The organism is Mycobacterium vicinigordonae, from assembly GCF_013466425.1.
GTDB lineage: Bacteria > Actinomycetota > Actinomycetes > Mycobacteriales > Mycobacteriaceae > Mycobacterium > Mycobacterium vicinigordonae.
On record NZ_CP059165.1, the window covers coordinates 1,770,853 to 1,796,646 of the forward strand.

Sequence of the window (25,794 nt, forward strand, 5' to 3'; positions counted from 1 at the left end):
ATCCAGTGCCCTGACAATCGGTTTCCGGCACCGACTACCAGAATCAGGTCAGCGCGAAATCGATCACGCCGCGAATGTTGTGCCCCGACTGCAAATCCTTCATCGCGACGTTTATGTCGTCGAGCTTGTAGCGCGCGGTGATCAGCTCGTCGAGTTTGATGCTGCCCGCCTCGTACATCGACAACAACATCGGCATGGCGTCCCTGGGATTCATCTCGCCGTAGAGGGCACCTTTGAGCGTCTTGCAGGAGTAGACCATGTCGGTCATGGACAGTGGCACCATCAGGTCCGTGGTCTTGGCCACCCCGGTGATCACACATGTACCACCCTTGCGCACCAGCATCATCGCGACGATCACCATGTCCGCCGGCACCACCCCAGGTGTCAAGATGACCCGGTCGGCCATCACGCCCCAGGTGATCTCCTTGACCAGGTCCAGGGCCGCGATGATGTCGATAGCGGTGTGAGTGGCGCCGAAAGACGGTGCCACCTCCCGCTTGAACTCGACCGGGTCGACGGCAACGACATGCTTCGCGCCAGCGGCGCGCGCCCCCTGGACCGCGTTCATGCCGACGCCACCCACCCCAACGACGACGACGGTTTCGCCGGTCTTGGTACCCGCGGCCACCGATCCGGAGCCGAATCCCGTTGTCACACCGCAGGAAACCAGCGAGGCCACCTCCAGCGGTATCCAGTCGTGCACCTTGACCACCGAACGCTCGGAGGCGACGACGTATTCGGCGAACGTCCCGGCCTGCATCATTGCCATCAGGTCGGCATCGCCGAGATGGCGGCGCGGAGTGCCGTCGGTGGTCATGTTGGTGCTGTAGATGTCGGCACCCACGTCGCAGAGATAGGTGTGTCCCGAGGCGCACCACCGGCAGTCACCGCAGGCGGGCAGGAACGAGAACGCCACGTGGTCACCGGGTTTGACAGTGCGCACCTCGGGTCCGACTGCTTCGATCACGCCGGCGCCTTCGTGCCCGCCGAGCAACGGAAACCAGTCCGGTACCCGCTGGCCCGCGGCGCGCATCATGTCCTCCATCTCCTTGGTCGGCACCGCGTCGCCCGTGGCGAAGTGCGCATCGGAATGGCATACGCCGGCGAACGCCATCTTGACCAGTACCTCGCGGGCTCGTGGCGGGTCCAGTTCGATCTCGGTTATTTCCCAATCCATGCCCACCCCATGCAGTACCGCACCCCTGGTTTTCATGGACATACCCCTTCGTCAACGCCGCCGCGCCTCGACATCCCTGGATCATAGCAACATGCATGCTGTAGGTTGCCAGTACAACGAAAGGTGATGGCATGTCAATGATCCCGCCCCTGGGGCGGGTGCGAGGAGTTCGCCCACTACCGTGGGCGTATCGGAACGCTCGACACGCGACGGGACTTGGCCAATGACGGATCGTCCGAAACTTTCGGTTTATCTGCGCAATTTCAGCGACCGCGTGGGCACGGATTGGCACGCGACGCTGGACACGGCGCGTGCCATGGACGCCGTGGGTGTCGACCGCGTCGTGGTGTCCGACCACGTTGTCTTCGGGGAAAATCTGGCCGCCTATGGCGACCCGACGGCGGGTGGAACGGCGGGCGGGAAGCAACCGACCGGACCCGACGGCGAATGGATGGAGCCGCTCATCTTCCTGACCGCGGTCGCGGCCACCACCACCCGGATCAGGCTGGGGACCGGGGTGCTGCTCGCCGCGCTGCGCCGGCCGGCCGTGCTGGCCAAGCAGCTGGCCACCATGGACATCCTATCCGGTGGGCGTGTCGACCTCGGAGTCGGAATCGGTTGGCAGCGTGAGGAATACGAGGCAACCGGGCTGCCCTTCGAGCGCCGCGGACGCCTGCTCGACCACACCCTGCAAGTGTGCCGGACCTTGTGGACCGAACAACGCGCGTCCTATAGCTCGCCTGATCTGACCTTCGACGGCATCCACCAGATGCCCAAGCCGGTGCAGGCCGACGGCGTGCCTATCTGGGTCAGCGGAACCGTGCACCCGGCGGTGGCCAGACGGGTAAGCCGGTTCGGAAACCGTTGGATCCCTTGGGGTCCGGCTATCACCGATCTCAAAGGGTCGATTCCGGCGATGAAGCGAGCGATCGCCGACGCTGGGGGAGACCCGAGTGGCCTTCAGGTTCAAGGTTCGGCCGGGCTGTTGCGTGGCGCGGATCGGTCGATCGACGTGCCGACCTCGGTGGCCGTGGTTCCGCAGCTGGTGGCGGACGGCGCGACCGATATCCGGTTCAGCGGATCGCTACCGGCGGATCCCGCGCAGGCACACGACGTGCTGGCGGAGCTAGTGAGTGCCTTCCGGGCGGCTACTGAGTGAGTGCGTCCCGGGCAGATCGTTGATTCCTAGATTCCTGCGACGAGCTTGCTGTATTGCGGGCAGTAGGCACGAACCGACACGGCGACGATGTCCTCGGCGTGATCGCTGAAGTCGGGGCTGGCCTGCCGGAACTGCGCCACCACCTGAGCCAGCGAAAGTTTCGCCGCGAAGCTCTGGCACACCGCCTTGCCGTTCGAGACGGCGACGTCAGGGTTCTTGAAGACGATGCCCTTTTCGTTGAGGGCCGCGATGAAGCGGCGGTCCTGTTCCGGCGTGGAGACGATCTCGGTGGTGGTCGCCGGCGCGGCCGGCGCTGTGGTGGTGGGTTGCGTCGCGGTAACGGTGGGCGTGGAGTCGTTGCTGGCCAGCACCAGACCTGCCACCACAATTACCGCCGCCAGACCCAGACAGATCAGCAGGACTGCCAGGGCTCGACTCCACGCCGTGCTCCAGGACTGCTCCACGATCGCGGGTTCGGCCGCGGTGACGTCGCGAGGATCTCTTGCATCACCAGGCGGCGTGCGCTGAATGTCCGGCACCTCGGTGCTGCTTGACCACGCCAGACTCGACGAGTCCGCATTGGTGCCGGCGTTGTAGTCGGCGCCTCCGACCGGGTCGACCATGAGGTCATGGTAGTCCGCTGCCGTTGCCGCTTCAGGTCAGGTGGCGGTCACGCCACCGCGCCAGCCGGCCGCCCGGCGCTTGGATTGCGGCCATCACCGAACTCATCGACGATGCCACCGACTTTGCCCTTTCGTGTTGTGCCGACCGCGGGGCCGCGGGCGCGTCCCCTTCCCACCACGTCGGCCGCAAGAGTGCAGAGGTGACCGGCAGGGCCCCTTCCACGCTGTTGCGTCCCCATCTGCACGCGCGGTCGATGGCCGCCGCCGAGGGCGCTAGGTTGATCGGCGACAGGGTGGGCTCGAACCGGACCAGATGATCGGCGTAGGGGAGATTCCGCAGCATCTGCAACTGGATGGCCTGCAGAATCGGGGCCATCCACAAGTGTCGCGAATCCCATTGCGGATGAAAGCAATCGAAAGCCAGATAACAGGCGTTGCGGGAGCCCAGCTTGCCGTCTCGAACCCGCTTCCAGGCCAGCTCAACCGGGACGTTGCTGGCCGCCCCGCCATCGACGAGAGCGGCGATATCGCGTTCGGCGCACAGCTCGTCGAGCAGCGGTATCATGCGCGGATCGTCCGATTCATGGTGCAGCACACCGGGAATCGCTGAGGAGAACGAGGCCGCGTCGAGCACGTCGAAGTCTAGGGCGGGATCGTCGGCGCTGACCACGAGCGGCTTGACCACCCGCAGGTCGATGAAGGCCGCGACCTGCCACATGCGTGCCGCCACCAGCGGCCCGATTCCGATGGGGCGGAACGGAAGTGAACGCCCTTGCAACGCGGCCAATTCGGGGCGTCGAAAGCGCGACGGCAATGCAGCGTACGGCTGCTTGCGCACGCCGGCGATCACCACGTCGAACGGTATCGCCAGGTCTGACATCCGCATGCGTTCGCCGTCCTCGCGGCTGAGCAGCGCGCGGGCGAACTCGTCGAAACGCAGCGCGAAGAGGCCAGCCATGCCGTGCCGCCGGCGCAGCCGCTCGGGGCCCAGAATCGCCCGGTAGGACACCGTCTTGGCCCAGGCGATGTACTCATCGACCGGCACCGGCAGTTCGCGGGCCACTAGGCTGCCCATGATTGATCCGAACGAAGCGCCAATCATGTAGTCGGGCAGCTGGTCGGCCTGTAGCAGTCGCTGTATCCCACCGATGTAGACGAAGCCGGCTCCGCCACCACCGCCCATGATCGTGACGAGTTTTTTATAGCCGACCTCGGCGTCGAGTTCGGCGGCGGAGAAGTCGTTTCGGTGCCGATCGATCAGCACGGTGCGCTGGTCGTCTTGGTCACTGCTCAGCGCATCCAGCATGGCCCGGGCTGCGGTCAGCGCCTTGACCGGATCGGCCTCCTCGCGCAGCGGCTCGAACAGCGAGTCGACGACCCGCGAGCGCCACGGGCCGATCTCTGCGCCCACCGATACGTCCCCGCGGCCACGCTGGCCACCGGGGCCGGCCGCTCCGGGTTCGAAGTCGCCGAGTCGGGCGAAGTTGAGGATGTAGCGCAGTTTGCGCAGCTGTCCCTCGCTGAGTACGTCGTTGGCCAGGTGGTTGCGGACCAGCCGGTTCTCCATCTTCTGCAGCAGCAGTGCCGGGTCGGCGGATGGCAGGTCGACGGTGTCCAGCGCGGCGTCGGTGGCCTTGGTTTCGTCGTCCTCGAACTGGATCTCGGCGTCCTCGAACTCCTCGGTTACGTCAACCGGGGGCGTGCGCCGGCCGAAACGGCCGCGCAGCGCGTCTGCGAACGGGTACTGCATGGGTACCAACCCTCTCATGGCGGTTGCCGGGCCGTGGATCCCATCGGGAACGGTCCTTCTGCTCGGCGCAGGGGACCGCTATGCTCCCGACGCATGGCGATCGATCGAGCCGCGCTCGTCGCGGGCAGCATCCGACTTGCGTCGGGCATCTCGTTTCTTGTCGACCCCATCAAGGCGAACAAGCTGTGGGGCGATCCGGACGACCAAACACCCACCGCTCAACTGCTGCTGCGGTCGATGGGTTATCGCGATGCGCTGATCGGCGGGCTACTGGCCACGTCGGCGTTGCGCGGTAAGAACACTCGCGGCTGGTTCCTGGCCTCCGCGGGTGCGGATGCGGCCGACTTACTCGGCGGGGTGAGCGTGCACGGCGAACTCAAGCGCGCGCAACAGATCATCGGCCTCGGTGGCGCCATCGTCGGTGTCGGCGTTGGTCTTTGGGGTGCCGTTCGGCCAGCCAGGCGAGTGGTCGAAGCGCCGGCGGACTCAAATTAGCCATCGGCGCCAGCATCTGGTGCGGTAACGCGGCCCGGTGACATCGCGGCGAGGATCAGACCACGATGCGCAGGCGCTCCCATCCGCGCACGGTCGAGGTCGGCGCCAGCTTGAGGCTGTCATAGTCGACTTCCCACTCCGGCCAGCGGTTGAGCAGTTCGTCGAGCGCGACCCGGCCTTCCAGCCGCGCCAGGTTGGCTCCCAGACAGTAGTGCACACCCTTGCCGAAGGTGAGATGCGAGATGTTGTCGCGATGCAGGTTGAAGGTGTCGGGATCCTTGTAGCGCAACGGATCTCGGTTAGCCGCACCGAACAATAGCAGGATCGCGCTGCCCTTGGGCACGGTGGTGCCGTAGAGCTCGAAGTCCCGGATGGCGTACCGCCCGACGTGCGGGCCGGTCGGCTCGAAGCGCAGTGTCTCGTCGACCGCGCGGGTCAACAGCGAACGGTCCCGAGCGACCTCGCGGCGCTGATCGGGATGCTCCGCCAAGACCTTCGCCAGCCAGCCGATCAGCCGGCCCGTCGTCTCGTTGCCTGCGCCCGCTACCACCTGTGTGTAGTGCAGAACCTCTTTGCGGGAAAGCTTTCTCGTCACACCGTGCTCGTCCTCGAACTCTACGTTGAGCAGGGCGGTCATCAGGTCGTCGGAAGGATTCTTGGCGCGCCAGTCCACGTAGTCGGCGTAGATGCGGCCGTCGGCGATCGCCTCGGGATCGGCCACTTTCATAGGTGTTCCGGCTTTGGTACGCAGATTGGCGTCATTGGCGTCGCGTACGCCGATCTGCTCGTCCTCGGGAATGCCCAACAACATGCCGATCACCCGCATCGGCATCATCGAGGCGAGTTCGGCGATGATGTCGAAACTGTCCGAACCGACCAGCGGGTCGAGGCAGCGCACACAATAGCGCCGGATCTGATCCTCGATCGCGGCCATCCGTCGGGGCGTGAACACCCGGGACATGACGCCGCGCAACATGGTGTGCTTGGGCGGGTCCTCGAACATCATCACGCCGGGCGGCATATCGAATTTCGACTGGATGAGTTCCAGGATGTCGCTGCGGCTGTTGGAGAAGGTCTCCCAATTCGACAGTGCCGCTTCGACATCGGCGTGCCGGGAGATGGCCCAGAAGTTGTAACGCTCGTTGTAGTAGACCGGTGCCTGGTCGCGTAACCGGGCGTAGGTGGGATAGGGATCGGCGGTGATGTTGACGTCGTAGGGGTCGTAATAGACGTCGGTGTCACGCGTCGTGGTCATTTCAGGCAGCTTCCTGCGTCTACGGGAAGGGTGACGCCAGTGATGTAACGGGCTTCGTCGGAAACCAGGAACAGCACTGCGTTGCTGATGTCCTCGGCGTTGACCCAGGGGATCGGCAGGGTGTGGAAGGTCTGGCAAATCGGAGCCAGGTCGTCGGGCCCGGGGTTTTTCAGGTCCGGGCGGAAGAGGTGAAATGTCTGCTCGTTGATCAGCAGCGGGGTGTTCACGTGGGTGGGATGTACAGTGTTCACCCGAATATTCTTGGGGCCCAACTCGACTGCGAAAGAGCGCATCAACCCGACTACGCCGTGCTTGGCGGCATTGTAGTGACCGGTGTGCGTGTAGGCCTTGAGTCCCGCAACGGAACTGGTCAGCACGATCGCGCCACCTCCAGCCGAGAGAAGATGCGGTACAGCCGCTTTGACTGACTTCCAGACCCCGCTGAGGTTGACGTCGATCATCTGCTGCCAGAGGCTCTCGTCCATCCGGTCTAGGCGGGGAGCGACGGTGCCGATACCGGCGTTGGCGACGACGATATCCAGCCGACCGAGTTGGTCGACCCCGCTGTCGACGGCCGCCTTGAGCGCGCCATAGTCGCGTACGTCGACCTCAGCGGTGACGATGCGCCGATTCAGGCCTTTGACGAGATCCGCCGTCTCGGCGAGGTCTTCGGGCGTCGAAGCTGGCGCCGGGGAGTTGTCGAAGGGCTGGCATATGTCGACCGCGATGATGTCGGCGCCCTCCTGGGCCAGCCGTACCGCGTGACTGCGGCCCTGCCCGCGCGCCGCACCTGTGACAAACGCAACCTTGTCCGCAACTCGCCCGACCATGGCACCCTCCTCGTGGATCTTCTTGAGTAACCGCGTTACTGCAGGTACCGTAACTGTGTTACTCGACGAAGACAAGGGTGAATGTGGCAAGTGCTGAAGCGGTGACCGACGACCCGGCGGGCCGTCAGCACCGCATCATCGAGATCGTCGTGGACATATTGGAAACCGACGGCTACGACGCCGTGCAACTACGGGAGGTCGCCAAACGGGCCCGTACCTCACTGGCGACCATCTACCGGCGCTTTCCTACCCGCGACGCACTTATCCTGGCCGCTCTTGAATCCTGGATGGACGAGAACCGGTACGCGGCACTGTCGAGCCTGAAACCGGATCCGGACGAATCGATCTACGACGGCCTGATGCGGGTGTTCCGAATCATCTTCGAGCCCTGGGAACGCCATCCGGACATGCTGCGGGCCTATTTCCGCGCGCGATCGGCGCCCGGTGGTCAGCGGTTGGTGAGCCGGGGGGTCGATGCGGTTATCCCTGCCACGGCCGCCGTCCTCGAAGGCGCCGATGCCGAGCTGGTAGAGGAGCTGCCACCGATCGTGTCGAATCTGGCCTACGGCCTGGTGGCGCGGTTCGCCGCGGGCGAGATCGGCATCACCGAGATCCTGCCGACGCTGGATCGTGCGCTGTTCCGGTTGACGGCTAACGCGGCGAAAGAATGACGACCGGGATTTCGCGGTCCGTCCATTGCTGATACTTCGCGAAATCGGCGTAGATGTCGACCAGTCTCGGCCATAGCGCGGCGCGCTCCTCGGGCGTGGCGACGTGCGCGGCGACTTCGATATCGCGTCGCCCCTGCACATGTACCCGGGTCTCGGGGTGCGCCTTCAGGTTGAAGTACCACTGCGGATTCTTGGGGTGACCGCCCTGGGAAGCGACGATCACGTAGTCGTCGCCATCACACAGATACACCAGGGGAGTGGTGAACAGCTTGCCGGACTTACGGCCGCGATGCTCGAGCAACAGCGTCGGCACTGGTTTATGAAAGCCAGCGCCGATCCGCCATTTGTTCCCGATCCGCCCATTGGTCAGTTTGAACACTGCGACGTGTGCCTTCGCCGCGTACTTCATGATCTTGGTTGTCGCCGGTGACGCGAGGCCGTGGGGTGCCTCTTCGGGTAGCGAAAATCTAGGAATCGTTATCTCCTTGTTTGACAGAGCTTTTCAAAAGGAGGTCACGAGGCCTTGGCGTACCGACGAACCAGGTCGTGGTCGCCGAATGTACCGTTGTGCTGCTGGCCGTAGGTGTCGCTGCCGAAAAACGTCCACTTCTTCGGTCCGCTCTGCGGCCCGCTGATCATCTTGACCACGTAACGCAATTCGGTGGGGCGCAGCGTGCCGATCGTGTCACCGACTCGAATCTCTGACGGATGAATTTCGGGCGCATCGGACCAATTCTGGATAACCATCTCTACCCGTCCTCGTCGTTGTTGCCGCTACTGTACGCCCGCTGCGCGAAGCCGCCCATCGCGGTCGGGGTTGCGGTGGTGGCGTACCATCAACACCGAGCCGTTTCGTTGTCGGCGGTGGTGTTCTGCGGTCAGCTGTGGATCAGGGCCATGGGCAATGTGATTCCTCCGTCGTCCCGCGCCCGTGGGGCGGTCGAATTCGACCGTGAAGGAATAGCATCGCGATGAATCCTCCCTATTCGCACCGCCTGGTGTGCGTCCCACCGATGGGGCCGATTCGGTGACATATCCGTTGAGCGGGCGGCGCCGGTCGACTCCCATCCGGCTCACCCTGGCCAGCGAGCTCGGCCATGATATCGACGGAGCATGGTGGCCGCGAACGGACCGAATAAGCGGCGAGTTGCCCGATCTCGTCGCAGCTGTTGGTGCCCGACTCGGCGAAATCTGCGAAATCACCATCAACTGGCCGCCACTGCAGCGGCCGCCTGACTTGAATTGGCAAGGCTGGCAGCGCAGGAACCAACACGTGATAGTCCTGGAAAGCGAGAATGCCTGTGCCAAAGTGCTGATCGTGCCGTATAACACGCACAGCGCCCTGGCGATGATGGTGTTGCGTCGCGCCGCGAAGCTTCACGTCTCCATGGCCGACCGGGAAACCGCGTCATTCCGGACTGCCGGGTCGATCCTATGCGCCGCCATGCAACAACTGGCGCCAAATCCTTCATCGATCGCGTCGTTGTAAGCACTCATGGGCGCCGCCGGGTACGTCAACACGCACGGCTACGTGAACCGCCCCAGCACCCGGCGAACCAGGCCTTCACCTTCCGGCGGCCGGCGATTGGCGTACGGCCACGGTTCGTTGCGTTCGGGTACCGACGCCGTTCTGGCCTGCTTGAGCTGCATTCGCAAGTACTGTCGCAGCTCGTGTAGTTCCATTTCTTCCCAGCGGTTCTGAGCTTCTATCGGATCGGCCGTGAGGTCGTAGAGCTCCCATTGGTCGTCGATCGGATCGGTTCGATACGCCTCGCCGCCAATTCCGTTGGCGGCCAAATGGCGCACGCCGGGTTCGGTCCAGGTGGCCGGATCGTCGAAGGTACGGACCAGTTTCCACAGATGGCCGCCTCCGCCGTTCGCCTCGTCGACCCGAACCACCAGGCCCTCGAAGTTGGACGCTACATGCGCTGGCAGCTTGATGCGAAGGGGCGCAGGAGGATTCGTGTTTCTGCCGAGCTGGCGTGAGAACGCCGAGGCGCCGGTGTCGCCTTCGAGGACATTGTCGCGCGTCATCAGATAGACCGCCCGACCCTCGTCGGCCGCGGCGCCCGCCACGACCGGCATCAAGTCTTGGCCCGGCAGCGGGTGGACCTCCGAAAACGACTCGGCCAGCTCGGCCGCGACGGCGTCGACGTCGATACCAGCGGCGCCGAGCAGCGTCGGCACCAAGTCTATGTGTGACGTCGGTGCCGAAACCGAGCGCGCCACAGTGGCTTTCGCGCCAACTCGGGCGACGACGAATGGCACCCGGGTGGCCTCGTCGTAGAGGTTGAACCATTTCTGATGAAGTCCGCCGTGCGCCCCTAACAACTCGCCGTGATCGGACGTGCGCACCAGGACGGCGTCTTCGGATCCACCCTCGGTCACTGCGCGGCGCACCCGGTCGATAGGTCCGTCGACCTCGGCGTGCAAACGATAGTAGAGGTCACGGTAGCGCTGCGCCCCGCGCGTGTAGGTGCGACTGATCGCCGGCGACGGTCCGTAGCCGGAGTAGTACGCCTCGCGGAAAGCGATCTGCGCTGCCGGCTTGGTGGCCAGATCCTCCTCGGCCGTTGGCGGCGGCGCTACCGCGGGCGGGTCCAGCGGCGACGGTTGCACCGGACTGCGCAGAGCCCAGGCCGGGAACAGGACAATGTCATGCGGATTGACGAAGCTGGCCACCAACAGAAATGGACGAAGCGCGGCCTTTTCCCCGGCCCGGCGCCGGGCATAACGGTCTTCCAGCCACGCCACCACCCGATCGGCGATCAGCGGGTCGCGACGGAAACCGCTGTTGGCGTTGCCGGCGCCGTGCGGCTCGGGGCCGACCCAGCCTGAAAAGCCATACGCAGCAAGGGGATCAGCGTCGAGATAACGCTGCACGGCGTCTGGGTCGACGACGCCGTCATCGTCGTTGGTAGCCAGAGATCCGCCGGTCTTCGGGTCCTCGAGGTCGGCGTGCGAGATGTGCCACTTGCCGTCGTAATGGGTGTCATAGCCGGCTGCCCGGAACCAGTTACCAAGGGTGGGGACCTCGCCGGCGCGCAGCCAGCGCAGCCGGGAATCGTCGAAGCGCTTGCCGATGCCGTCGGTTTGCGTGACGCCGTGGAGGTCAGGGTACTGGCCGGTGAAGATCGTCGGGCGACTCGGCACGCAGGCGAGCGAGCCGGTGTAGTGCCGGGTGAAGTTGATGCCGTGCTCGTCGAACCAGCGTCGCCCAGGCAGGGTTCGCCGCCGCCAGGCCAGCAGTTCGGCCGATTCGTAGGGCGGGATCGCCCGCTCCTCGTCGGTCATCAGGATGACGATGTCGGGGCGTTCAGACATGGGTGTTCTCCAATCGTCGTGCCAACCCGGCGAGCAGCTTGTCGGACTGCTTGGCCAGCACGCGCAGCGCTACCCACTCCGCCATCCGGGCGGGCCGGCCGGCGCCGACCTCGACTGTGCTGATCAGTGCGACCAGCGTTCCCGGCCCCGACGGGCGCAGCGTCCAGCGGTTGGCGACCGTGCGCAGCCGTTTCGGCAGGCCTTCGATGTCATAGGCGAGCGCACCAGGTGGGTCGAACTCGGTGATGCGTTCCACCAGCGCATTGGGGCCCACCTGCACGCGGCGGGTAGTGCCCAGCGCAGCGCCGCCGGGTCCGTGGTTGAGCACGCACGAGTGGTCGATGTCGTCGGCCCAGCTGCTCAGGCGGCCGAAATCGGCCAGTACATCCCAAATCTGCTGGGGCTGCGCCGCTAGGGTTCGGCTTCGGCTGATCTCTGCCACCTCGACATCCAAGCACCTTTCGGCGACCAGATCGTCGAGAGGCGGTGATCGGCCGTCGCCTCGCCCCACACAGCCGGATGCTACGCAGATGCTCAGCATCCGAGGGCAGAACCGGATCCACAATGACCAAGGCAGATGAAGTCGAAGTCGGTCTGGGCTCAGCTCCAACGGTCGCTACGGTTAGGGACGTGTACGAACACGTCAACACCGACACGACAGACCCCGCCGACATCGGCTCACGCATCGACCCCGTGCTGGCGCGCAGTTGGCTGCTGGTCAATGGCACGCACGCGGACAGGTTCGAGGCTGCGGCGCATTCACGAGCAGACATCGTCGTACTGGACATCGAGGACGCCGTCGCACCCAAGGACAAGGTCAGCGCGCGTGACAACGTGGTGCGGTGGCTGTCGGAGGACAACAACGACTGGGTTCGGATCAACGGTTTCGGCACACCCTGGTGGGCTGACGATCTCGCGAAGCTGGCCGACACCGCGGTGGGTGGTGTGATGCTGGCGATGGTCGAGTCGGTGGACCACGTCACCGAGACCGCCAAGCGACTGCCCAGCGTGCCCATTGTGGCGTTGGTCGAGACCGCTCGGGGGCTCGAACGCATCACCGAGATCGCCGCCGCCAAGGGCACTTTCCGCTTGGCGTTCGGTATCGGAGACTTTCGTCGCGATACCGGTTTCGGTGAAGACCCATCGACGCTGGCCTACGCGCGGTCCCGGTTCACCATCGCGGCCAAGGCCGCCGGCCTGCCCAGTGCGATCGACGGGCCGACCATCGGGTCCAATCCGCTCAAGCTGATCGAGGCATCGGCGGTTTCCGTCGAATTCGGCATGACCGGAAAGATCTGCCTATCGCCCGACCAGTGCGTGGTGGTGAACGAGGGCTTGTCGCCCTCGCAGGAGGAAATCGGTTGGGCGAAAGAGTTTTTTGCGGAGTTCGAACGCGATGGGGGAGAGATTCGTAACGGGTCGGACCTTCCTCGCATTGCCCGGGCGACCAAGATTCTCGACCTGGCCCGGTCCTATGGCATCGTTTCGGTGGAATTCGAAGACGACCAAGGGCACTCGCCGGCCCCGTCGGACACCTACCATTACTGAGCGCCATGGCAGAGATCCGCACGGCAAGGGTTTACGACGACGTTGCCTCCGGCGACGGTCAACGAGTGCTGGTGGACCGGCTATGGCCGCGCGGCATCCGCAAGGACGATCCGCGCGTCGGGATCTGGCTCAAAGATGTTGCGCCGTCGAAAGAGCTACGCGAGTGGTATCACCACGAACCGGAGCGTTTCGACGAATTCGCGTCGCGCTACCGAGCCGAACTCGCCGGCAACCCGGCGCTGGGCGAACTGCGCAAACTGACCGAGCGGGGTGTCGTGACGCTGGTGACCGCGACCCGCGAGGTTGCTGGGAGTGACGCTGCCGTATTGGCCGAGCTGCTCGGTGGCCAGCCCACGGCGTAAAGCTATTGGCGCTGAACGGCCCATTGCTGCTGCGCGCCTTGGCCAATGGTGTTGAACCGCTACGTTTCGACCGCTTGGTCGATTGCTGCGGGGCTGCGCCGTTCAGTAATCGTACTCGGCCAGCGGCGTCTCGGGTTTGTGTTCGGGTCCGTTTACGGTCATGGCGGCCGGCACCATCTCGCTGGTCACCAGTCCGTGGTGGCCGGTGAGTTCGTCGATTATGTCGAAGCTGCGGGCGATGGCCTGGGGTGTGTCGACGACGATCGTCGTCACCGGCACCTGGCGGGCAAGCTGGAAAAGCTTGTCTCCTTGCGGTTTATGGTTGCCGTAGAAGCCCCAGATGCCACGCAGCACGGTTGCACCGCGAGCCGCCTGAGACTGCATCAGTTGCTGGACGATGGCGCGGTGGATCGGCTGGGTTTCGTCGTGGCCCACCGCCGCGGTGTGCACCATGAGCTTTTGCCACAGCGTGCGGCCCTGGCTGTCGGTCGGCGGCAATTCCTGTGGGCGGGATAGTAATTCACCGTCTCGCTTGCACAGTCGCACCCGCTCGATGGTCAGCAACGGTTCGGCCAACACCGTGGCCAGTTCGGTTGCCGCGGCCGATACCTGGGTGGGTGACCCGACTGCGATGATCATCTGCGGCACATTGACGTTACGGCCGAAGAACTTCGCCCGTCGGCGTTGGCCGTGTGCGGTTCCGTCAACACCGAGAAGCACCGTGGCGCCGGCGAATCCATGCTGGTGCAGAAGTTCGCAAATGGCGTAGTGGGCGTAGGCTCCCAGGACGCGCACCTGCCGGCCGACGTAGATGGTCAGCTTGGCGGCATCGTCGCTGTCGATAGTGCTGAGCGCGTCGGTGCCGCTGTCTTTGGTGACCAGGTGCGCGCGCTCCAGTGTCACCATCCCGCGGCCGGTCATTGCCGTCACATCGTTGACCACCGCGCGGATCTTCGACTCGATGTCGACGGCGGCGATCGTGACCGGCGGATCCTCGGACAGGCTCAGCGAGCTGTCGCTGCGCAGGTCACCTTTGGGACCGAAACTTGCGATACCGCGCAGCATCACGCTGGTGGCGATGTCGTGGGAGCCGAACAGATCCAGCATGCCGTCGGCCAGGAATCGCTGGGGTTCGGCGACGACCCGCTGGCGCTCGCCGAAGTAGGCGGTCAGTTTGAGGCTCTGCTCGCTCATATCAGCCCCGCAATCCGCTGGCCCAGAACGACCGCGGCCAAACCGAGGACCACGCTGACCGCGAGATTGGCGAACGCTGGGAGCAATTGGCGTTCTTCGCTCAGCCGCTGGGTTTCCAGCATCCAGGTGGAAAAGGTGGTGTAGGCGCCGACGAATGCGGTACCGGCCAGCAGCGCCATGTCTTTGGGTAGGGCCAGGTCCCCGAGGAAGCCCAGCAGCGCGGCACCAGTGATGTTGACGGTCAGCGTGCCGTACGGAAAGGGGCGGGCCATGCGGTGGGCGACCGTGCGATCCACCAGGAATCGCAATACCGACCCGAGACCACCGATGAGCATGACGCCGAGCCATACCAGGAGCGTCGTCATCGGATCCGCGCCCGGCGTACCAGTGCGGTGGCCAAGTACACCGACAGCAGACCGAGCGCGATGCTGACCACCGTGTAGGTGGCGGCCAGCATGTAGTGGCCGTGCTCGATCATCGTCACCGTCTCGACCTGCATCGTTGAGAAGGTGGTCAGTCCGCCGCAGAATCCGGTGCCGAGCAGTGGGCGTCGGTAACTGGACAGTGGTAGTCGTTCCAGGAGGCGGGTGGTGAAGTAACCCACCAGGAACGCGCCCACGATGTTGACCACAAATGTCGGCCACGGCCATCGCGCCGGGTCAGGAACGGCAAGGGTGGCTAGCCCCGCCCGGGCCAGCGACCCCAAGGCTCCACCGGCGAAGATCGCGGTCAGCTCCCGATAGTCGTGGCGTGCCACTGGCTGTTTCCCTTCGGTATGCGGAGTGTGCGCATATGCAGCCTATGGCGGGATATGGACCATGGGCAGAATTGGTAGGCATGGCCCACCCGCGCGCCGGTCAGCCGGCACAACCCGAAGACCTCGTCGACCTGCCGCACCTGGTGACGGCGTATTACTCGGTGACGCCCGATCCCGACGACGTCGCTCAGCAGGTGGTATTCGGCACGTCGGGGCACCGCGGTTCGGCGCTCAACGGCGCGTTCAACGAGGCTCACATCCTGGCCATTACGCAGGCGATCGTCGAGTATCGCACCGCGCAGGGGACAACGGGGCCGTTGTTCATCGGCCGCGACACCCACGGACTCTCCGAGCCCGCCTGGGTGTCGGCGCTGGAGGTACTGGCCGGCAACGATCTGCTGGTGATGGTTGATTCGCGTGACCGGTACACCCCGACGCCCGCGGTGAGCCATGCCATCTTGACGTACAACCGCGGCCGAACTGAGGCGTTGGCCGACGGAATTGTGGTCACACCATCGCACAATCCGCCATCGGACGGAGGATTCAAATACAACCCACCCAACGGCGGTCCGGCAGACTCCGCGGCAACCGGTAAGATTGCCAAGCGCGCCAACGAGATTCTGCGCGACGGCTTGTCGGCGGTGCGTCGGGTTCCGTTGGCTCGGGCGTTGGGTGCGGCGCAGCGGCACGACTATCTGGGTTTGTATGTCGACGACCTGCCGAACGTGGTCGACATCGACGCAGTGCGTTCGGCGGGGGTGCGGATCGGCGCCGATCCGTTGGGTGGGGCAAGCGTCGATTACTGGGGCGAGATCGCTTCCCGGCACCGGCTGGACTTGACGGTGGTCAATCCGCTGGTGGATGCGACCTGGCGGTTCATGACCCTGGATCACGACGGCAAGATCCGGATGGACTGCAGCTCGCCCGATGCGATGGCGTCATTGATTGCCAACCGTGATCGCTATCAGATCGCCACCGGCAACGACGCCGACTCCGACCGGCACGGCATCGTTACCCCGGATGGGGGACTGCTGAACCCGAATCACTATCTGGCTGTGGCGATCGATTACCTGTTTGCGCATCGGCCCGCATGGCCTGCGGACCTCGGGGTGGGCAAGACGGCGGTGAGTTCGTCGATCATCGACAAGGTGGTAGCCGGTCTGCGGAAGCCCTTGGTGGAGGTGCCGGTCGGGTTCAAGTGGTTCGTTGACGGATTGGCCAGTGGCACAATAGGTTTCGGTGGCGAGGAGTCGGCGGGGGCGTCGTTCCTGCGCCGGGATGGGTCGGTGTGGACGACGGATAAGGACGGCATCATCCTCGCTTTGCTGGCTTCGGAGATTCTGGCGGTGACCGGTGTGAGTCCGTCGCAGCGGTATGCGGAGTTGACTTCGTCGTACGGCGCGCCGGTGTACGCGCGAGTGGATGCGCCCGCCTCGCGCGAGCAGAAGGCGCGGTTGTCCCGGTTGTCGGCCGAGGAGATTTCTGCGACCGAGCTGGCGGGGGAGCCGATTCTGGCGAAGCTGACGAAGGCGCCGGGTAACGGAGCTGCACTGGGTGGACTGAAGGTGACCACCAAGAATGCGTGGTTCGCGGCGCGGCCGTCGGGCACCGAGGATGTCTACAAGATCTACGCCGAGTCGTTTCTGGGACCCGCGCACCTGGCTGAGGTGCAGGAGGTGGCCCGGCAGGTGGTCAACCAGGCCATCGGGTAAACCTAGGTTAGCCCACGGGGCCGTTATTGTTTCCTGAAAGCGATCGCTCTGGCCAGCGGTTTTGAACGCGTGTGGCCGGTGGTGTAGCTTCGATGAGCACGACTTCTCGGGGCTATGGCGCAGCTGGTAGCGCACCACACTGGCAGTGTGGGGGTCAGGGGTTCGAGTCCCCTTAGCTCCACCGGAAAAACCCGCTCTGACCTGCATCGGAGCGGGTTTAGTCGTTAGCTGAGCGGGTGCGGCACGAGGCCGAATGTCCTAACTCTGTCCTACCGCTGCCGAGAACACCGCCGACGCGGCGGTCAGCCGGTCGTCGGTCACGCGCCCGTAGACCGCCTGAGTCATGCGCTCGGTGTGGCCGTGCCAGGCGGCGACGACATCGGCGGCGATACCCGCCGCGCGCATCCGCGAGATGTTCGAGTGCCGTAGCTTCCCGAGGGTGATCGCCTTGAGTCCTGCCGCCTCGCGCTGCGTGGTGAACTCGCGGCTGTAATCGCGCACGGGCAGCGGTGTGCCATCGGCCCGCGAGAGCAGCAGATCGGCGACGGCCAACGGTCGGCCCACGGCCAGCCGCTCGCGCAGATGAGTCGCGCGCATGGCCTTGAGCATCGCCAGCTCGCGCGGTGGCACCGGCAGGTCGCGAGCGCTGCGGTCGGTCTTGGTCGGCACGATGTGGTCGCGTCCGTTGACGTCGACTCGCGCCTGACGGACACGCAGCGCACCTGTTTCGAGGTCGACGTCCGACCAGCGCAGCCCGCCGACCTCCTCGCGGCGCAGCCCGAGCAGGGTCAGGGCGAAGCACCCGCCGAGACGGTGGGCGGCGACGTGATCGAGGAACGCGCTCATCTGCGTCGGTGTCCAAATGTCATCTGCGGCGGTGGCGGTGATCGCCTTCTGCTCAGGTGATTCGAGGTCAGCCGAGGGGTCATAGGTCAGCCAGCGCATTTTGCGTGCGTGCGCCATCACCGATTTGAGTCGGACTATCGCGCGGCGCTTGGTGGCCGGCGCGAGTGGCTTTCTGCCCTTGCCGGTCAGGGATGCGGACCAGTCGGCGAAAGTGGCGGGGGTGAGCTTCTGGACCGGGACCGCGCCGAAGGCGCGACGTGCGTAGGCCAGCGATTCACGGTCGGCACGAACGGTATTCGGGCCGATTGAGGGGTCGGCCGCGCGCAGCTTGAGCCAATGGTCGGCAACCTCGTCGAACGTGCGCGTCGACTTCGGCGCCCACGTCGCCGTGCTCCACTGCTGGCGCTGCTCGGTGACCCAATCTTGAGCGGGTTTCTTGGTCTTGAACACCTTCGTTGGACGGACCTGCCGCCCCGTAACCGGGTCGGTACCGAGTGTCGGGCGTGCTCTGTAACCAATCACTTTGCCGTTGCGCTTGATTGGCTTGATCGAGCTGTCAGTGCGTTCGGCACGCTTCTGTGGCTGTGTCTCGTCGGTGCTCATCAGTTGTTCTCCTCGGTTGTGGTGTCGCGTTGGCGTGGCGGTGGTCGACGGGACAGCTCGATACCGTCGAGAAAGTCGAATGCCTTGGCCTTGGCGATGAGCCGGTCAAGGGTGGCGGTGCTGATGTTCATCTGCTGGGCCACCGTGCGACGAACGGGCTCGCCGTTCATGATTGCGGCTTCGATTCGCCAGCTGACCTCGTAAAGTCGCGGGTCCGCGTTCTCTGGCCGGCTGTCGTTCTCTTCGTAGTCGCCAGGCAGAGCAAAGGCGCCTCCGCCGCGCTCGATCCACTGGGCCGCACTGTGAGCCAGCCGGCGTACGGGAACCGACCGCACGGCCGCGGAGTCGACCACCTGGCCCTTGTCGGCGATCACGGTCAGTTCGGCAAGCCGCGGTTCTGACCCTCTACTGACGGCAACCTTCACGACATAGCGGTACGGGTGGCCGTGCAGCCGAATCGCGACGCGATCGTCACGATTAGGTGCGGCGAAGGGTCCGGTGCGGCCCTTTTCGCGAGGGTCGGCAAAGCCCACCGATACGACGTCACCGTGTTGTGGCTCCACGTGATCCGGTTCCTTCCGGGAATGTTGGGTTCTATCCCTGCGTGCCCGTGGGGCGGGCGCTCCGTTTCTGCTAGCGCGCTTCAGCGGTGAGATCGCGCAACAGCGCAGCGGTGATAACTCGGACCCGCCGCGGGCCCACGGACAGTGTCGACAGTCGTCCGTCGCGGGCCATTTGATACGCGAATGCCCTTGAGAGGCCAAGGTATTGAGAGGCACGCTCGACGCTGATCGTTGCGGGCTCATTTCGTAATTCGTCCACGGTGAACCGTGTCTGTGTCGTTGCGCCAGTTGTCATGCATCTGAGAATGGCATATTGCGTGATGAATGTCTACACAGTACATTCATCATCACTTGGCAACTCAACGGGAAGGACACCTAATGACCACCGCGGAAGCCATCGAAGTGAGGAGGCGAGCCAATGAGCGCCCCCGCCGCTAAGGTCGCAAAGTGCTGCAGGTGCCGCAAACGCTATCGCGGTCAGGGCGATTGGAACGCCGACTTCATCGCCGGGCTCATGGTCGGAATCATCTGCCCGGGGTGCCAAACCGCAGCGGAACACCTTGGCGCTGCGGTCAACGAAGCGACCGTTGACTACTCCGGCAACACCGAGGTCCATCTAACCGATGACGAAGGCTTAAACAAGATCATTGACGGTCTGATCGGCACTAATCGCACTCCGCCGGTCCTGCGAGAGCAGGCCTCGCGGTTGGAGAAGGCGTTGCCCAACGACGAAACAGCACGGGCCATGGTCCAGTTGATGTGAGCAATCGCAGCCGATATGGACGACGGCGCCGAGTAACACACCCGCACAACATATTTCAATTGCGACATTGTCCACGCCCAAGTACTTCATCCCCCTGTCGACGACGACGAACTACGTGCCGCCGCAATGGCCGCCACCCTCGATCCGGTGCCGTTTGGGCCATGAGCGCACCGCCCCAGACCGGCGACGACCCGCCCCGTAATGCCTCTGGGGGCGGGTCGTCGTGCGCCGAGCAGCCAGTGTTTGCACCCGTTTTTTATACGGTTCCGCACACCCCGAATGACCCCTAAGTGAGGACGCGACCAACATGCCTGACGCTCCCTACGTCGTTGATCCGCCGGCCGCCGGGCGGCGACTCGGCGTCAACGTCGACACACTCAAACGCTGGCGGCGCCTTGGCATTGGGCCGACGTACATCCGGATCGCGCACAATCGCGTGCGCTATCGCGTGGCCGATCTGGATGCCTGGTTAGATGCCCGCGCCGTAATACCGGAATCACCAGCGGCACAGTCGGTCTGACCCAAAAAGGATGCACCGCGCCGGGAGATTGGCCTCTTCCTCGGCGCGGTGCGACTACCCCAAACATCCCCTTGTCGAAAGGATGACGTGAGCAAGACTACCGACCAACCGGGCACCGGCGCAGTTTCACCAGAGGCCGCCACGGGTGCCACCCCACTTTGTCGACGTGCCCACCCACGCAGTAGCCCGATTTGGGCAAGGTGGGAGGCGGTGAACCCTTCCGCACCCGCCCCCGGTTGTCAAGTAATGTGAACGCATTGTGAAGGTGACATCGGTCACCGTCGAAATTCATTGCAGCACAACGACTTTCGCGCGCGGCTCGCGACCGAATCTCGTTGTGTAGCACCGTGTTTCGACGTCATCACCGCAGGTCAGCGACCACGTTGCACCCGCCGTCGCCACAATGTGAACATGGCCCCGACCATGAGCCGCCAAGACAGCCGCGCCAGGACCGAGGAAGCCTGGCGGCTGCGGGCGACCGGGCGCACCTGGTCAGAGATCGCGGCCGAACTCGGGTACGGATCACCCTCAGCCGCCTACATGGCGGTGACTCGGTTGACCAAGCGCACCCCGGCCGCCGCGCCCGAAGCTGTTCGGCGTTCGGCATCCGAGGGGCTGCGCATCATGCGGGCCGTGCTGTACGAGCAGTTCGCCGACGCCAAGGTCCGCAACGACAACGACGACCTGACCCTGTTGGCCAAGGAACTTCGCAACAACATCGTCGAAGACGCCAAGCTGCACGGTGCTCACTCGCCGGTCAAGGTACAGACCGAGGTCCACGTGTCTCAGTCCGCCGTCGCGATCCTGGACCGCGCAGAGTCCGAGCTATTGGCCCTCGCGCAACGGCAACCCCGCAAATCGGCCAGCAACATCATTGAAGCGGAGGTGGTTCCCGCGCCATGAGCACAGACGCAACACCGGCCGACGACGTGATCAAGGCAGCGATGTCGATTGCCAAGGATGCGGCCGAAGGCCGGCTTGATCCCGCCGACCTGGACGCCGAATTGGCCGAGCAGTGTCGCCAGCTCGTCGGCCAGGTGGTCGGCGAGGGAGATCCGCTATTCGCCCTGCAATGCCAGATCGCACGCGGCGTGCTCGCAGTCGGCGGCATCCCTGCCGACGAACTCGGCGAGTTTCTTGCCCTGGCTCGCCGACGAAAGGGACGCGCGTGACACTCCCGACTAGCACAACTGATGAACAGCTCGACGAGGCGATCCTGGTCGCATTACGCGAGTTTCCCGGCGAGACAGCGCCCTGGTCGATCCTCCGCGAGAAGCTGCCTGCGGCGTCCAACTGGCGCAATATGGCGGCGTTGGTTGGGTTGCACACTGCCGGCCAGGTCCACGCGATCAAGATTGGCGGGTCCACCTGGATCGCCTTGTCGATTGTCATGGCCGCGTGAGACCCCTGGTGGGCACTCGATGCCTGTCGGCTCGACGACAGCAACGACGCCCAGCCAGCCCGGCCGAGCTGGCCGAGCGGACCATTCCGGGCTATCGGCGAACGCCCGCGGTCGAAATGATCAGTGACGCCCTGGCCGACGCGATCACTCAGCCCGATCGCCGCACCATCATCACGTGTCCCCCGCGGGAATCGAAATCGACCACGGTCGCCGTGATCGGCACGCTGTTCGCGTTGTCCCGCAACCCCGATGAGCGGGTGATACTGGCCTCGTACGCCGATTCTTTGGCTTGGGAGCATTCGCGCACCACGCGCGCGCTCGTCGAGGAGCACTCGGACCTGTTGGGTTTCCGGCTCTCCGCAGACAAGACGAGCGCGGCCCGCTGGGCGGTCGACGGCCGTCGCGGTGGCCTTCTGGCGGTCGGCATTACCTCCGGTGTGACGGGTTTCGGCGCGGGGTTATTGCTTATTGACGATGCCACCAAAAACGCGGCCGAAGCCGACAGCGAAGCCAGCCGTGCTCGCGTACTCGCGGAATTTCGAGCCACGCTGATGACGCGTGTTCACCCTGGCGGCAGCGTGGTCATCATCGGGACCCGCTGGCACGAAAGAGATCTGATCGGTTCGCTACTCCGGGAGGAACCGGAGCGGTGGACCCATGTCAACATCCCGGCCGTGGCCGAAGGTGGGATACCCGACGCGCTGGATCGGCCGCCCGGCGTGGCGATGACCTCGGCGCTGGGCCGTACCCGTGAGCAGTTCGACGACTTGCGTAGCTCGGTCGGCGAGCGCGCCTGGTACGCCCTGTTTGAGGGCGTGCCGAGCAGTCCCGAGGGCGGCCTGATCAAACGGGAATGGCTCGACGACTGGCGCCTACCGGCAGCGCCGCCGAATCCGGTGAGAACGGTCGTGGCGGTGGACCCGGCCGACAGCGGCGAGCGAGACGCGGCCGGTGTCGTTGCGGCCTCGCTAACCGCAGACGGCCAGGTCGCACTGATTGCAGACGTATCTGCCCATATGACGAGCGATGAATGGGCCAGGGCTGCGGTCGATTTGGCGGTAAGCGTGGGAGCGGTGGAGATCGCGGTAGAAGCCTTCGCCGCTGGGACCACCTATACGCGCGTGGTTCGCGAAGCACTCGCGCGCACCGACGTGGGCCGGTTCATCAAGGTCAGCGCCTGGCCGCCCAAAGGCCGGCCCCGCGGCGGCAACGCGGAATCACGCGCTGCGCCGCTGCTTCAGGCACTCGAAACCGGGAGATGCCGCCTGGCCGGCCATTTCCCCGAACTCGAAACCGCTGCAGTCCAATGGCAAGGCGGTGCCCAACACTGCCCAGACCAGGTATCCGCGTTGGTCATCGCCCACGACCGCCTGGCGCCCGTGGCCGGCCACCGTATTGAGTTCTCACCGCTGGACCTCACGCGCCGGATAACTGACCGGCCCGGCCCTAACGAACTTGCGAAGCTCGGCCAGCTCGGCCGCACGGTCGGCCAGCCGCAGGTGAGCGCACCTGCGCACCTGACCAGGAGCCTGCGCCACGGTGGCCGCAGCGGGTATGACCGGTTGCGCGGTCTGTTGCGCGGAGCCACAGGCCGCACCTGATCAGGCCATCTCAGCGCGCACACGCTCGGCGTCCTGGCCTTCGAGCACGCGCTTGATGGTGGCAGCTTCCCACTTGCCACCGCGTGCACTGGGCACACCTTCGGCAGTCAGCTCGGCCGCGATCGCGCGCAGTGATGCACCGGCTGCCTTGGCCTGCACGATGCGCACCACGACCTCACGCGGCAGTGTCGACGGCCGGCCAAGCCGAACACCTTGAGCCTTACGCACGGCAAGCGCGGCCTTGGTGCGGTCACTGATCAGCGCACGTTCCAGCTCGGCCACCGAGCCCATGATCTGAGTCTGGAACCGGCCAGCGGCAGTGCTGGTGTCGATGGTGCTATCGACGGCGACCACCGCACCATCAGCACGCTCAACCCGGTCGATCACATCGAGCAACGTACGCAGCCCGCGAGCAACGCGGTCTGTCTTGGCGACCATGAGCACCGCGGCTTTGCCATCCTCAATGGCCGCGATCGCTGCGGACAAACGGGCCGCTGCTCGACTCGCTTGGACCCGCTGATTCCGGTATCCGCGTGCCATCCCACGATGGTCCACCCACGACGCGCCGCCTCGGCTTCGATGGCTGCGCGCTGCGCTTCGAGTCCGGCACCCGAGGCTGCCTGCTCGTCAGTCGAAACCCGGACGTAGGCGATGACGCGGCCAGCGGCAGCAAAGGTGTTAACGAATCGACCGTTTTGTTTACACATACCCTGAGTAAAGCCGTCCGGTATCGGGAGATCCAAGCGAAAAGGGTTGCAGGCCAACCACTCCCGTACTCAACAAATTTTCAGCATTTTGAATTTCAGATTTTCCACTTTGGTCGGTACAGGCAAACTCATGCGGACATGCCGGGCTGCCCTGCACCCTTGCAACCTACGGTGGCCCGCATGATCGATCCGGCCTCTTTGTCACCCGTCCGCTGGCAGGCGCGCCACGCCGCCCTCAAGGCGCACGGTGTGCCCGACACGGACCCGCGAATTCGTGAATGCCACGCTGCGTTGGCGTGGTGGCGGTGCCGAAGGGTCATCGATACCGAGCGTGAACAGCTCGCGCCCGAACACATCCCCGCCCTGGCCGACATGCTGCGCCACGCACACCAGGCGGTGTCGGCATGATCGCCGCGAAGTCCTACATCCGGCCGCGACCGCAGCCCTCGGCCCCGGTGCCCGAGCCGGTCTACAGCCAAGCCGAGCAGCGTCAGCGCCGTCGCCAGTGGTTGCCCGTCCGGTACGGCGGTGCGTTCCGGCTCGACGACGAGATCGCCGCGATTGTGCACCCACTGGCCGCGCAAGTCGCACAGCTCCCCCGGCCGCTGGCAGTGCGACAGCGCATCGAACAGATCAGCGGGGCTACGCACGAAGTGGTCAACACGGTGGTCGAGTTGCTCGCGGAATGGTCCAGCCACGCCGACCAGGGCGCCCGCAAGCGCATTGAGCGGCACGTTCGGCAGCTGGCCGCGAATCCCGAGGCGCCCGCGATCAGCGACGAGCAGATTCTTGCGGGTAGCTGGGCGGTGGTACTGGTCGACTACACCGTGCCCCTGGCCGCCGATCTGGCCCGACTGTTGGACCGCACCGCACCGCGAGGGCAGTCCACCCGGCGCCCCTCGGCGTCCGAAACCCTCGAAGATGCCTTGCGACTGGTCGACACGGCCGCATCCGACCTGGCGCGCATGATCCCGAAAGTCGATCGCTACCAACATCTTCCGAGCATCGAGGAGTTCAACGCCGCCACCCGAGCCCGCCAGGACCGCGAACGCACGCAACGCGCCCTCTCCAAGCTCAGGACCAACACCACCTCCACGACGGGAGCCACCGCACCATGACCGCAGACACAGCCCTACTGCCAATCCAATTCGAGGTACCGCTACTCCCGGAACCCCCGCACGGCCTCTATCAGGTCGTCACCTGGGCGCAGGACGGTACCGAGCCGCTGCGCTGTCTGGGCTCAGGCATTGAGATGCGGCCGTTCAACTTCCCCGGCGACAGTGGTTTCGGCCAGTGGAACGCGCCGTGGTGCGCCTCGATTGACGACCTGACGAACGACGACCTCAAGACCGGCGAGCGCCCCGATATCGACGACCTCGAAGCCTTCGAGGCAATGACTGTCTACGGGTTCGATCACAACTACTGCGGCGACCTGTCCGCGGCCGAACTGCAAGACGTGCGCGACCGCGCCGCACGCAACCTGGCCCGCCTCGAACAGCGAGCGGTGGAAACGAGTGTCGCCGCACGGCTGCTCGACGACGCCGGCACCGCCTTGACGGCCAACGACATCGTTGAGGCACTCGGCGCACTCGAGGCGCACCTGGCCAAGACGCAGACCCTCGGCGTGATCCATGCCAGCGCGCAGTGGGCCAGCCCGGCCATCAGTCGCCAGGTGCTCACCGCGGACGGCAGTGGGACATTCCGCACCGCCCTGGGTCACCAGGTGGTGTTCGGCGGTGGGTACGTCGACACGCTCGGTTCGACGCTGGTCGCGAGCTCGCCGGTGTTCGGGTGGCGCGGGCCGGTGTCGCCCTACGAGGCCATCACGCCCACCACGAATCAGTTCGTCGCGCTGGCCGAGCGCAGCGTCTTGGTCGGCTACGAATCCGCCATCGCGGCCGTCGAAATCACCTAGGAGACAGGGAAACACAG

32 protein-coding genes, 1 tRNA gene and 1 pseudogene are annotated in these 25,794 nt (G+C 65.0%); 17 read left to right on the top strand and 17 right to left on the bottom strand.

Annotated features, from left to right (window positions below):
• Positions 1–43: 43 nt before the first annotated feature.
• A complete protein-coding gene (locus H0P51_RS07940) occupies positions 44–1,213 on the bottom strand; it encodes an NDMA-dependent alcohol dehydrogenase (protein WP_180917410.1) in 1,170 nt (389 codons plus the stop codon).
• Positions 1,214–1,400: 187 nt separating this feature from the next.
• On the opposite strand from H0P51_RS07940, the gene H0P51_RS07945 reads away from it, so the two are divergent.
• Entirely contained in the window at positions 1,401–2,336 is a 936-nt protein-coding gene (locus tag H0P51_RS07945) for a TIGR03619 family F420-dependent LLM class oxidoreductase (protein ID WP_180917411.1), read from the top strand.
• A gap of 26 nt (positions 2,337–2,362) precedes the next feature.
• Here H0P51_RS07945 and H0P51_RS07950 read toward each other — a convergent pair whose 3' ends face one another.
• Together H0P51_RS07950 and H0P51_RS07955 are read right to left on the bottom strand one after the other, a co-directional pair.
• Complete coding sequence (locus H0P51_RS07950; RefSeq protein WP_180917412.1) at positions 2,363–2,959, bottom strand: DUF732 domain-containing protein; 597 nt, start codon at positions 2,957–2,959, stop codon at positions 2,363–2,365.
• A gap of 31 nt (positions 2,960–2,990) precedes the next feature.
• Complete coding sequence (locus H0P51_RS07955; RefSeq protein WP_180917413.1) at positions 2,991–4,709, bottom strand: patatin-like phospholipase family protein; 1,719 nt, start codon at positions 4,707–4,709, stop codon at positions 2,991–2,993.
• A gap of 93 nt (positions 4,710–4,802) precedes the next feature.
• On the opposite strand from H0P51_RS07955, the gene H0P51_RS07960 reads away from it, so the two are divergent.
• Positions 4,803–5,204 (top strand): DUF4267 domain-containing protein, encoded by a 402-nt coding sequence (locus tag H0P51_RS07960; RefSeq protein ID WP_180917414.1) that lies wholly within the window; start codon positions 4,803–4,805, stop codon positions 5,202–5,204.
• 55 nt (positions 5,205–5,259) lie between these two features.
• Here the strand turns inward: H0P51_RS07960 and H0P51_RS07965 are convergent, their stop codons facing one another.
• Positions 5,260–6,459, bottom strand: a complete 1,200-nt coding sequence (locus tag H0P51_RS07965) for a cytochrome P450 (protein WP_180917415.1) — start codon at positions 6,457–6,459, stop codon at positions 5,260–5,262.
• Complete coding sequence (locus H0P51_RS07970) at positions 6,456–7,289, bottom strand: mycofactocin-coupled SDR family oxidoreductase (protein WP_180917416.1); 834 nt, start codon at positions 7,287–7,289, stop codon at positions 6,456–6,458. The genes H0P51_RS07965 and H0P51_RS07970 overlap by 4 nt, the downstream gene beginning before the upstream one ends.
• 83 nt (positions 7,290–7,372) lie before the next feature.
• Between H0P51_RS07970 and H0P51_RS07975 the strand changes: the two genes are divergently transcribed.
• A complete protein-coding gene (locus H0P51_RS07975) occupies positions 7,373–7,960 on the top strand; it encodes a TetR/AcrR family transcriptional regulator (RefSeq protein WP_180917417.1) in 588 nt (195 codons plus the stop codon).
• Here H0P51_RS07975 and H0P51_RS07980 read toward each other — a convergent pair.
• Positions 7,941–8,369, bottom strand: a complete 429-nt coding sequence (locus H0P51_RS07980) for a nitroreductase family deazaflavin-dependent oxidoreductase (RefSeq protein WP_213016732.1) — start codon at positions 8,367–8,369, stop codon at positions 7,941–7,943. The genes H0P51_RS07975 and H0P51_RS07980 overlap by 20 nt on opposite strands.
• Positions 8,370–8,473: 104 nt before the next feature.
• The gene (locus H0P51_RS07985) at positions 8,474–8,707 is read right to left on the bottom strand and encodes a hypothetical protein (protein WP_180917418.1); all 234 of its coding nucleotides are present in this window, start codon (positions 8,705–8,707) and stop codon (positions 8,474–8,476) included.
• A gap of 280 nt (positions 8,708–8,987) precedes the next feature.
• Between H0P51_RS07985 and H0P51_RS07990 the strand changes: the two genes are divergently transcribed.
• The gene (locus H0P51_RS07990; RefSeq protein ID WP_180917419.1) at positions 8,988–9,449 is read left to right on the top strand and encodes a DUF5994 family protein; all 462 of its coding nucleotides are present in this window, start codon (positions 8,988–8,990) and stop codon (positions 9,447–9,449) included.
• A gap of 38 nt (positions 9,450–9,487) precedes the next feature.
• Here the strand turns inward: H0P51_RS07990 and H0P51_RS07995 are convergent, their stop codons facing one another.
• Together H0P51_RS07995 and H0P51_RS08000 are read right to left on the bottom strand one after the other, a co-directional pair.
• Positions 9,488–11,284 carry a sulfatase-like hydrolase/transferase gene (locus H0P51_RS07995; RefSeq protein WP_180917420.1) on the bottom strand — a complete coding sequence of 599 codons (1,797 nt, stop codon included), beginning with the start codon at positions 11,282–11,284 and terminating at the stop codon, positions 9,488–9,490.
• Complete coding sequence (locus tag H0P51_RS08000; RefSeq protein WP_180917421.1) at positions 11,277–11,726, bottom strand: SRPBCC family protein; 450 nt, start codon at positions 11,724–11,726, stop codon at positions 11,277–11,279. Before H0P51_RS08000 ends, H0P51_RS07995 begins: the two co-directional genes overlap by 8 nt.
• Positions 11,727–11,914: 188 nt before the next feature.
• Here H0P51_RS08000 and H0P51_RS08005 point away from each other — a divergent pair, with 188 nt between their 5' ends.
• Together H0P51_RS08005 and H0P51_RS08010 are read left to right on the top strand one after the other, a co-directional pair.
• On the top strand, positions 11,915–12,832 hold the full coding sequence (locus H0P51_RS08005; protein WP_425488972.1) for an HpcH/HpaI aldolase/citrate lyase family protein: 918 nt from the start codon (positions 11,915–11,917) through the stop codon (positions 12,830–12,832).
• A 5-nt stretch (positions 12,833–12,837) separates the two neighbouring features.
• Positions 12,838–13,194, top strand: coding sequence for a DUF488 domain-containing protein (locus H0P51_RS08010; protein ID WP_180917423.1), 357 nt, complete (start codon positions 12,838–12,840; stop codon positions 13,192–13,194).
• A 102-nt stretch (positions 13,195–13,296) separates the two neighbouring features.
• On the opposite strand, the gene H0P51_RS08015 is transcribed toward H0P51_RS08010, so the two are convergent.
• Genes H0P51_RS08015 through crcB (H0P51_RS08025) form a run of 3 tightly spaced genes read right to left on the bottom strand, consistent with a single transcriptional unit; the run spans position 13,297 to position 15,145 of the window.
• Entirely contained in the window at positions 13,297–14,388 is a 1,092-nt protein-coding gene (locus H0P51_RS08015) for a DUF190 domain-containing protein (protein ID WP_180917424.1), read from the bottom strand.
• Complete coding sequence (gene crcB, locus H0P51_RS08020; RefSeq protein WP_180917425.1) at positions 14,385–14,753, bottom strand: fluoride efflux transporter CrcB; 369 nt, start codon at positions 14,751–14,753, stop codon at positions 14,385–14,387. Before crcB (H0P51_RS08020) ends, H0P51_RS08015 begins: the two co-directional genes overlap by 4 nt.
• Positions 14,750–15,145 (bottom strand): fluoride efflux transporter CrcB, encoded by a 396-nt coding sequence (crcB, locus tag H0P51_RS08025; RefSeq protein WP_180917426.1) that lies wholly within the window; start codon positions 15,143–15,145, stop codon positions 14,750–14,752. Before crcB (H0P51_RS08025) ends, crcB (H0P51_RS08020) begins: the two co-directional genes overlap by 4 nt.
• An 80-nt stretch (positions 15,146–15,225) precedes the next feature.
• On the opposite strand from crcB (H0P51_RS08025), the gene pgm reads away from it, so the two are divergent.
• Positions 15,226–16,857, top strand: coding sequence for a phosphoglucomutase (alpha-D-glucose-1,6-bisphosphate-dependent) (gene pgm / locus H0P51_RS08030; protein WP_180917427.1), 1,632 nt, complete (start codon positions 15,226–15,228; stop codon positions 16,855–16,857).
• 108 nt (positions 16,858–16,965) lie between these two features.
• Positions 16,966–17,038, top strand: a tRNA-Ala gene (locus H0P51_RS08035).
• Between the two features lie 77 nt (positions 17,039–17,115).
• On the opposite strand, the gene H0P51_RS08040 is transcribed toward H0P51_RS08035, so the two are convergent.
• From H0P51_RS08040 to H0P51_RS28860, 3 genes are all read right to left on the bottom strand, one after another.
• Positions 17,116–18,306, bottom strand: a complete 1,191-nt coding sequence (locus H0P51_RS08040) for a tyrosine-type recombinase/integrase (RefSeq protein ID WP_180917428.1) — start codon at positions 18,304–18,306, stop codon at positions 17,116–17,118.
• On the bottom strand, positions 18,306–18,869 hold the full coding sequence (locus tag H0P51_RS08045; protein ID WP_180917429.1) for a hypothetical protein: 564 nt from the start codon (positions 18,867–18,869) through the stop codon (positions 18,306–18,308). The genes H0P51_RS08040 and H0P51_RS08045 overlap by 1 nt, the downstream gene beginning before the upstream one ends.
• Before the next feature lie 70 nt (positions 18,870–18,939).
• Positions 18,940–19,164: an excisionase family DNA-binding protein gene (locus tag H0P51_RS28860; RefSeq protein WP_180917430.1), complete on the bottom strand. Its 225-nt coding sequence runs from the start codon at positions 19,162–19,164 to the stop codon at positions 18,940–18,942.
• Positions 19,165–19,287: 123 nt separating this feature from the next.
• Here H0P51_RS28860 and H0P51_RS08055 point away from each other — a divergent pair, with 123 nt between their 5' ends.
• The 6 genes from H0P51_RS08055 to H0P51_RS08080 all read left to right on the top strand — a co-directional run bounded on the left by H0P51_RS08055 (position 19,288) and on the right by H0P51_RS08080 (position 23,155).
• Entirely contained in the window at positions 19,288–19,632 is a 345-nt protein-coding gene (locus H0P51_RS08055; RefSeq protein ID WP_180917431.1) for a hypothetical protein, read from the top strand.
• 307 nt (positions 19,633–19,939) lie between these two features.
• Positions 19,940–20,152, top strand: a complete 213-nt coding sequence (locus tag H0P51_RS08060; protein ID WP_180917432.1) for a helix-turn-helix transcriptional regulator — start codon at positions 19,940–19,942, stop codon at positions 20,150–20,152.
• Positions 20,153–20,563: 411 nt separating this feature from the next.
• Positions 20,564–21,055, top strand: coding sequence for a hypothetical protein (locus tag H0P51_RS08065; RefSeq protein WP_180917433.1), 492 nt, complete (start codon positions 20,564–20,566; stop codon positions 21,053–21,055).
• Entirely contained in the window at positions 21,052–21,324 is a 273-nt protein-coding gene (locus H0P51_RS08070; protein ID WP_180917434.1) for a flagellar hook-length control protein, read from the top strand. The genes H0P51_RS08065 and H0P51_RS08070 overlap by 4 nt, the downstream gene beginning before the upstream one ends.
• Positions 21,321–21,554, top strand: a complete 234-nt coding sequence (locus H0P51_RS08075) for a hypothetical protein (RefSeq protein WP_180917435.1) — start codon at positions 21,321–21,323, stop codon at positions 21,552–21,554. Before H0P51_RS08070 ends, H0P51_RS08075 begins: the two co-directional genes overlap by 4 nt.
• A complete protein-coding gene (locus tag H0P51_RS08080; RefSeq protein WP_246398467.1) occupies positions 21,551–23,155 on the top strand; it encodes a terminase large subunit domain-containing protein in 1,605 nt (534 codons plus the stop codon). Before H0P51_RS08075 ends, H0P51_RS08080 begins: the two co-directional genes overlap by 4 nt.
• On the opposite strand, the gene H0P51_RS29310 is transcribed toward H0P51_RS08080, so the two are convergent.
• Together H0P51_RS29310 and H0P51_RS28390 are read right to left on the bottom strand one after the other, a co-directional pair.
• Positions 23,156–23,446, bottom strand: a complete 291-nt coding sequence (locus H0P51_RS29310) for a recombinase family protein (RefSeq protein WP_484549467.1) — start codon at positions 23,444–23,446, stop codon at positions 23,156–23,158.
• Positions 23,423–23,862 (bottom strand): annotated as a pseudogene (locus H0P51_RS28390) (recombinase family protein); the annotation flags it as partial. The gene H0P51_RS29310 and the pseudogene H0P51_RS28390, both read right to left, overlap by 24 nt.
• Before the next feature lie 180 nt (positions 23,863–24,042).
• On the opposite strand from H0P51_RS28390, the gene H0P51_RS08090 reads away from it, so the two are divergent.
• The 3 genes from H0P51_RS08090 to H0P51_RS08100 are packed head-to-tail and all read left to right on the top strand — an operon-like array spanning position 24,043 to position 25,777.
• A complete protein-coding gene (locus tag H0P51_RS08090; RefSeq protein ID WP_180917436.1) occupies positions 24,043–24,270 on the top strand; it encodes a hypothetical protein in 228 nt (75 codons plus the stop codon).
• Positions 24,267–24,980 (top strand): hypothetical protein, encoded by a 714-nt coding sequence (locus tag H0P51_RS08095; protein WP_180917437.1) that lies wholly within the window; start codon positions 24,267–24,269, stop codon positions 24,978–24,980. The genes H0P51_RS08090 and H0P51_RS08095 overlap by 4 nt, the downstream gene beginning before the upstream one ends.
• Positions 24,977–25,777: a hypothetical protein gene (locus tag H0P51_RS08100; protein WP_180917438.1), complete on the top strand. Its 801-nt coding sequence runs from the start codon at positions 24,977–24,979 to the stop codon at positions 25,775–25,777. The genes H0P51_RS08095 and H0P51_RS08100 overlap by 4 nt, the downstream gene beginning before the upstream one ends.
• The last annotated feature ends 17 nt before the right edge of the window (positions 25,778–25,794 follow it).

Bases quoted from the DNA above. Each gene is read 5' to 3' on its own strand.
- H0P51_RS08090 (WP_180917436.1), top strand. From the start codon at position 24,043: ATGATCGATCCGGCCTCTTTGTCACCCGTCCGCTGGCAGGCGCGCCAC.
- crcB (WP_180917425.1), bottom strand. From the start codon at position 14,753: ATGACGACGCTCCTGGTATGGCTCGGCGTCATGCTCATCGGTGGTCTC.
- H0P51_RS29310 (WP_484549467.1), bottom strand. From the start codon at position 23,446: ATGGGCTCGGTGGCCGAGCTGGAACGTGCGCTGATCAGTGACCGCACC.
- pgm (WP_180917427.1), top strand. From the start codon at position 15,226: ATGGCCCACCCGCGCGCCGGTCAGCCGGCACAACCCGAAGACCTCGTC.
- H0P51_RS08100 (WP_180917438.1), top strand. From the start codon at position 24,977: ATGACCGCAGACACAGCCCTACTGCCAATCCAATTCGAGGTACCGCTA.
- H0P51_RS08070 (WP_180917434.1), top strand. From the start codon at position 21,052: ATGAGCACAGACGCAACACCGGCCGACGACGTGATCAAGGCAGCGATG.
- H0P51_RS08040 (WP_180917428.1), bottom strand. From the start codon at position 18,306: ATGAGCACCGACGAGACACAGCCACAGAAGCGTGCCGAACGCACTGAC.
- H0P51_RS07965 (WP_180917415.1), bottom strand. From the start codon at position 6,459: ATGACCACGACGCGTGACACCGACGTCTATTACGACCCCTACGACGTC.
- H0P51_RS28860 (WP_180917430.1), bottom strand. From the start codon at position 19,164: ATGACAACTGGCGCAACGACACAGACACGGTTCACCGTGGACGAATTA.
- H0P51_RS08055 (WP_180917431.1), top strand. From the start codon at position 19,288: ATGAGCGCCCCCGCCGCTAAGGTCGCAAAGTGCTGCAGGTGCCGCAAA.
- H0P51_RS07960 (WP_180917414.1), top strand. From the start codon at position 4,803: ATGGCGATCGATCGAGCCGCGCTCGTCGCGGGCAGCATCCGACTTGCG.
- H0P51_RS08015 (WP_180917424.1), bottom strand. From the start codon at position 14,388: ATGAGCGAGCAGAGCCTCAAACTGACCGCCTACTTCGGCGAGCGCCAG.
- H0P51_RS07940 (WP_180917410.1), bottom strand. From the start codon at position 1,213: ATGAAAACCAGGGGTGCGGTACTGCATGGGGTGGGCATGGATTGGGAA.
- H0P51_RS07945 (WP_180917411.1), top strand. From the start codon at position 1,401: ATGACGGATCGTCCGAAACTTTCGGTTTATCTGCGCAATTTCAGCGAC.
- H0P51_RS07985 (WP_180917418.1), bottom strand. From the start codon at position 8,707: ATGGTTATCCAGAATTGGTCCGATGCGCCCGAAATTCATCCGTCAGAG.
- H0P51_RS08010 (WP_180917423.1), top strand. From the start codon at position 12,838: ATGGCAGAGATCCGCACGGCAAGGGTTTACGACGACGTTGCCTCCGGC.
- H0P51_RS07995 (WP_180917420.1), bottom strand. From the start codon at position 11,284: ATGTCTGAACGCCCCGACATCGTCATCCTGATGACCGACGAGGAGCGG.
- H0P51_RS08060 (WP_180917432.1), top strand. From the start codon at position 19,940: ATGCCTGACGCTCCCTACGTCGTTGATCCGCCGGCCGCCGGGCGGCGA.
- H0P51_RS07955 (WP_180917413.1), bottom strand. From the start codon at position 4,709: ATGCAGTACCCGTTCGCAGACGCGCTGCGCGGCCGTTTCGGCCGGCGC.
- H0P51_RS07970 (WP_180917416.1), bottom strand. From the start codon at position 7,289: ATGGTCGGGCGAGTTGCGGACAAGGTTGCGTTTGTCACAGGTGCGGCG.
- H0P51_RS07980 (WP_213016732.1), bottom strand. From the start codon at position 8,369: ATGAAGTACGCGGCGAAGGCACACGTCGCAGTGTTCAAACTGACCAAT.
- H0P51_RS07950 (WP_180917412.1), bottom strand. From the start codon at position 2,959: ATGGTCGACCCGGTCGGAGGCGCCGACTACAACGCCGGCACCAATGCG.
- H0P51_RS08065 (WP_180917433.1), top strand. From the start codon at position 20,564: ATGGCCCCGACCATGAGCCGCCAAGACAGCCGCGCCAGGACCGAGGAA.
- H0P51_RS08095 (WP_180917437.1), top strand. From the start codon at position 24,267: ATGATCGCCGCGAAGTCCTACATCCGGCCGCGACCGCAGCCCTCGGCC.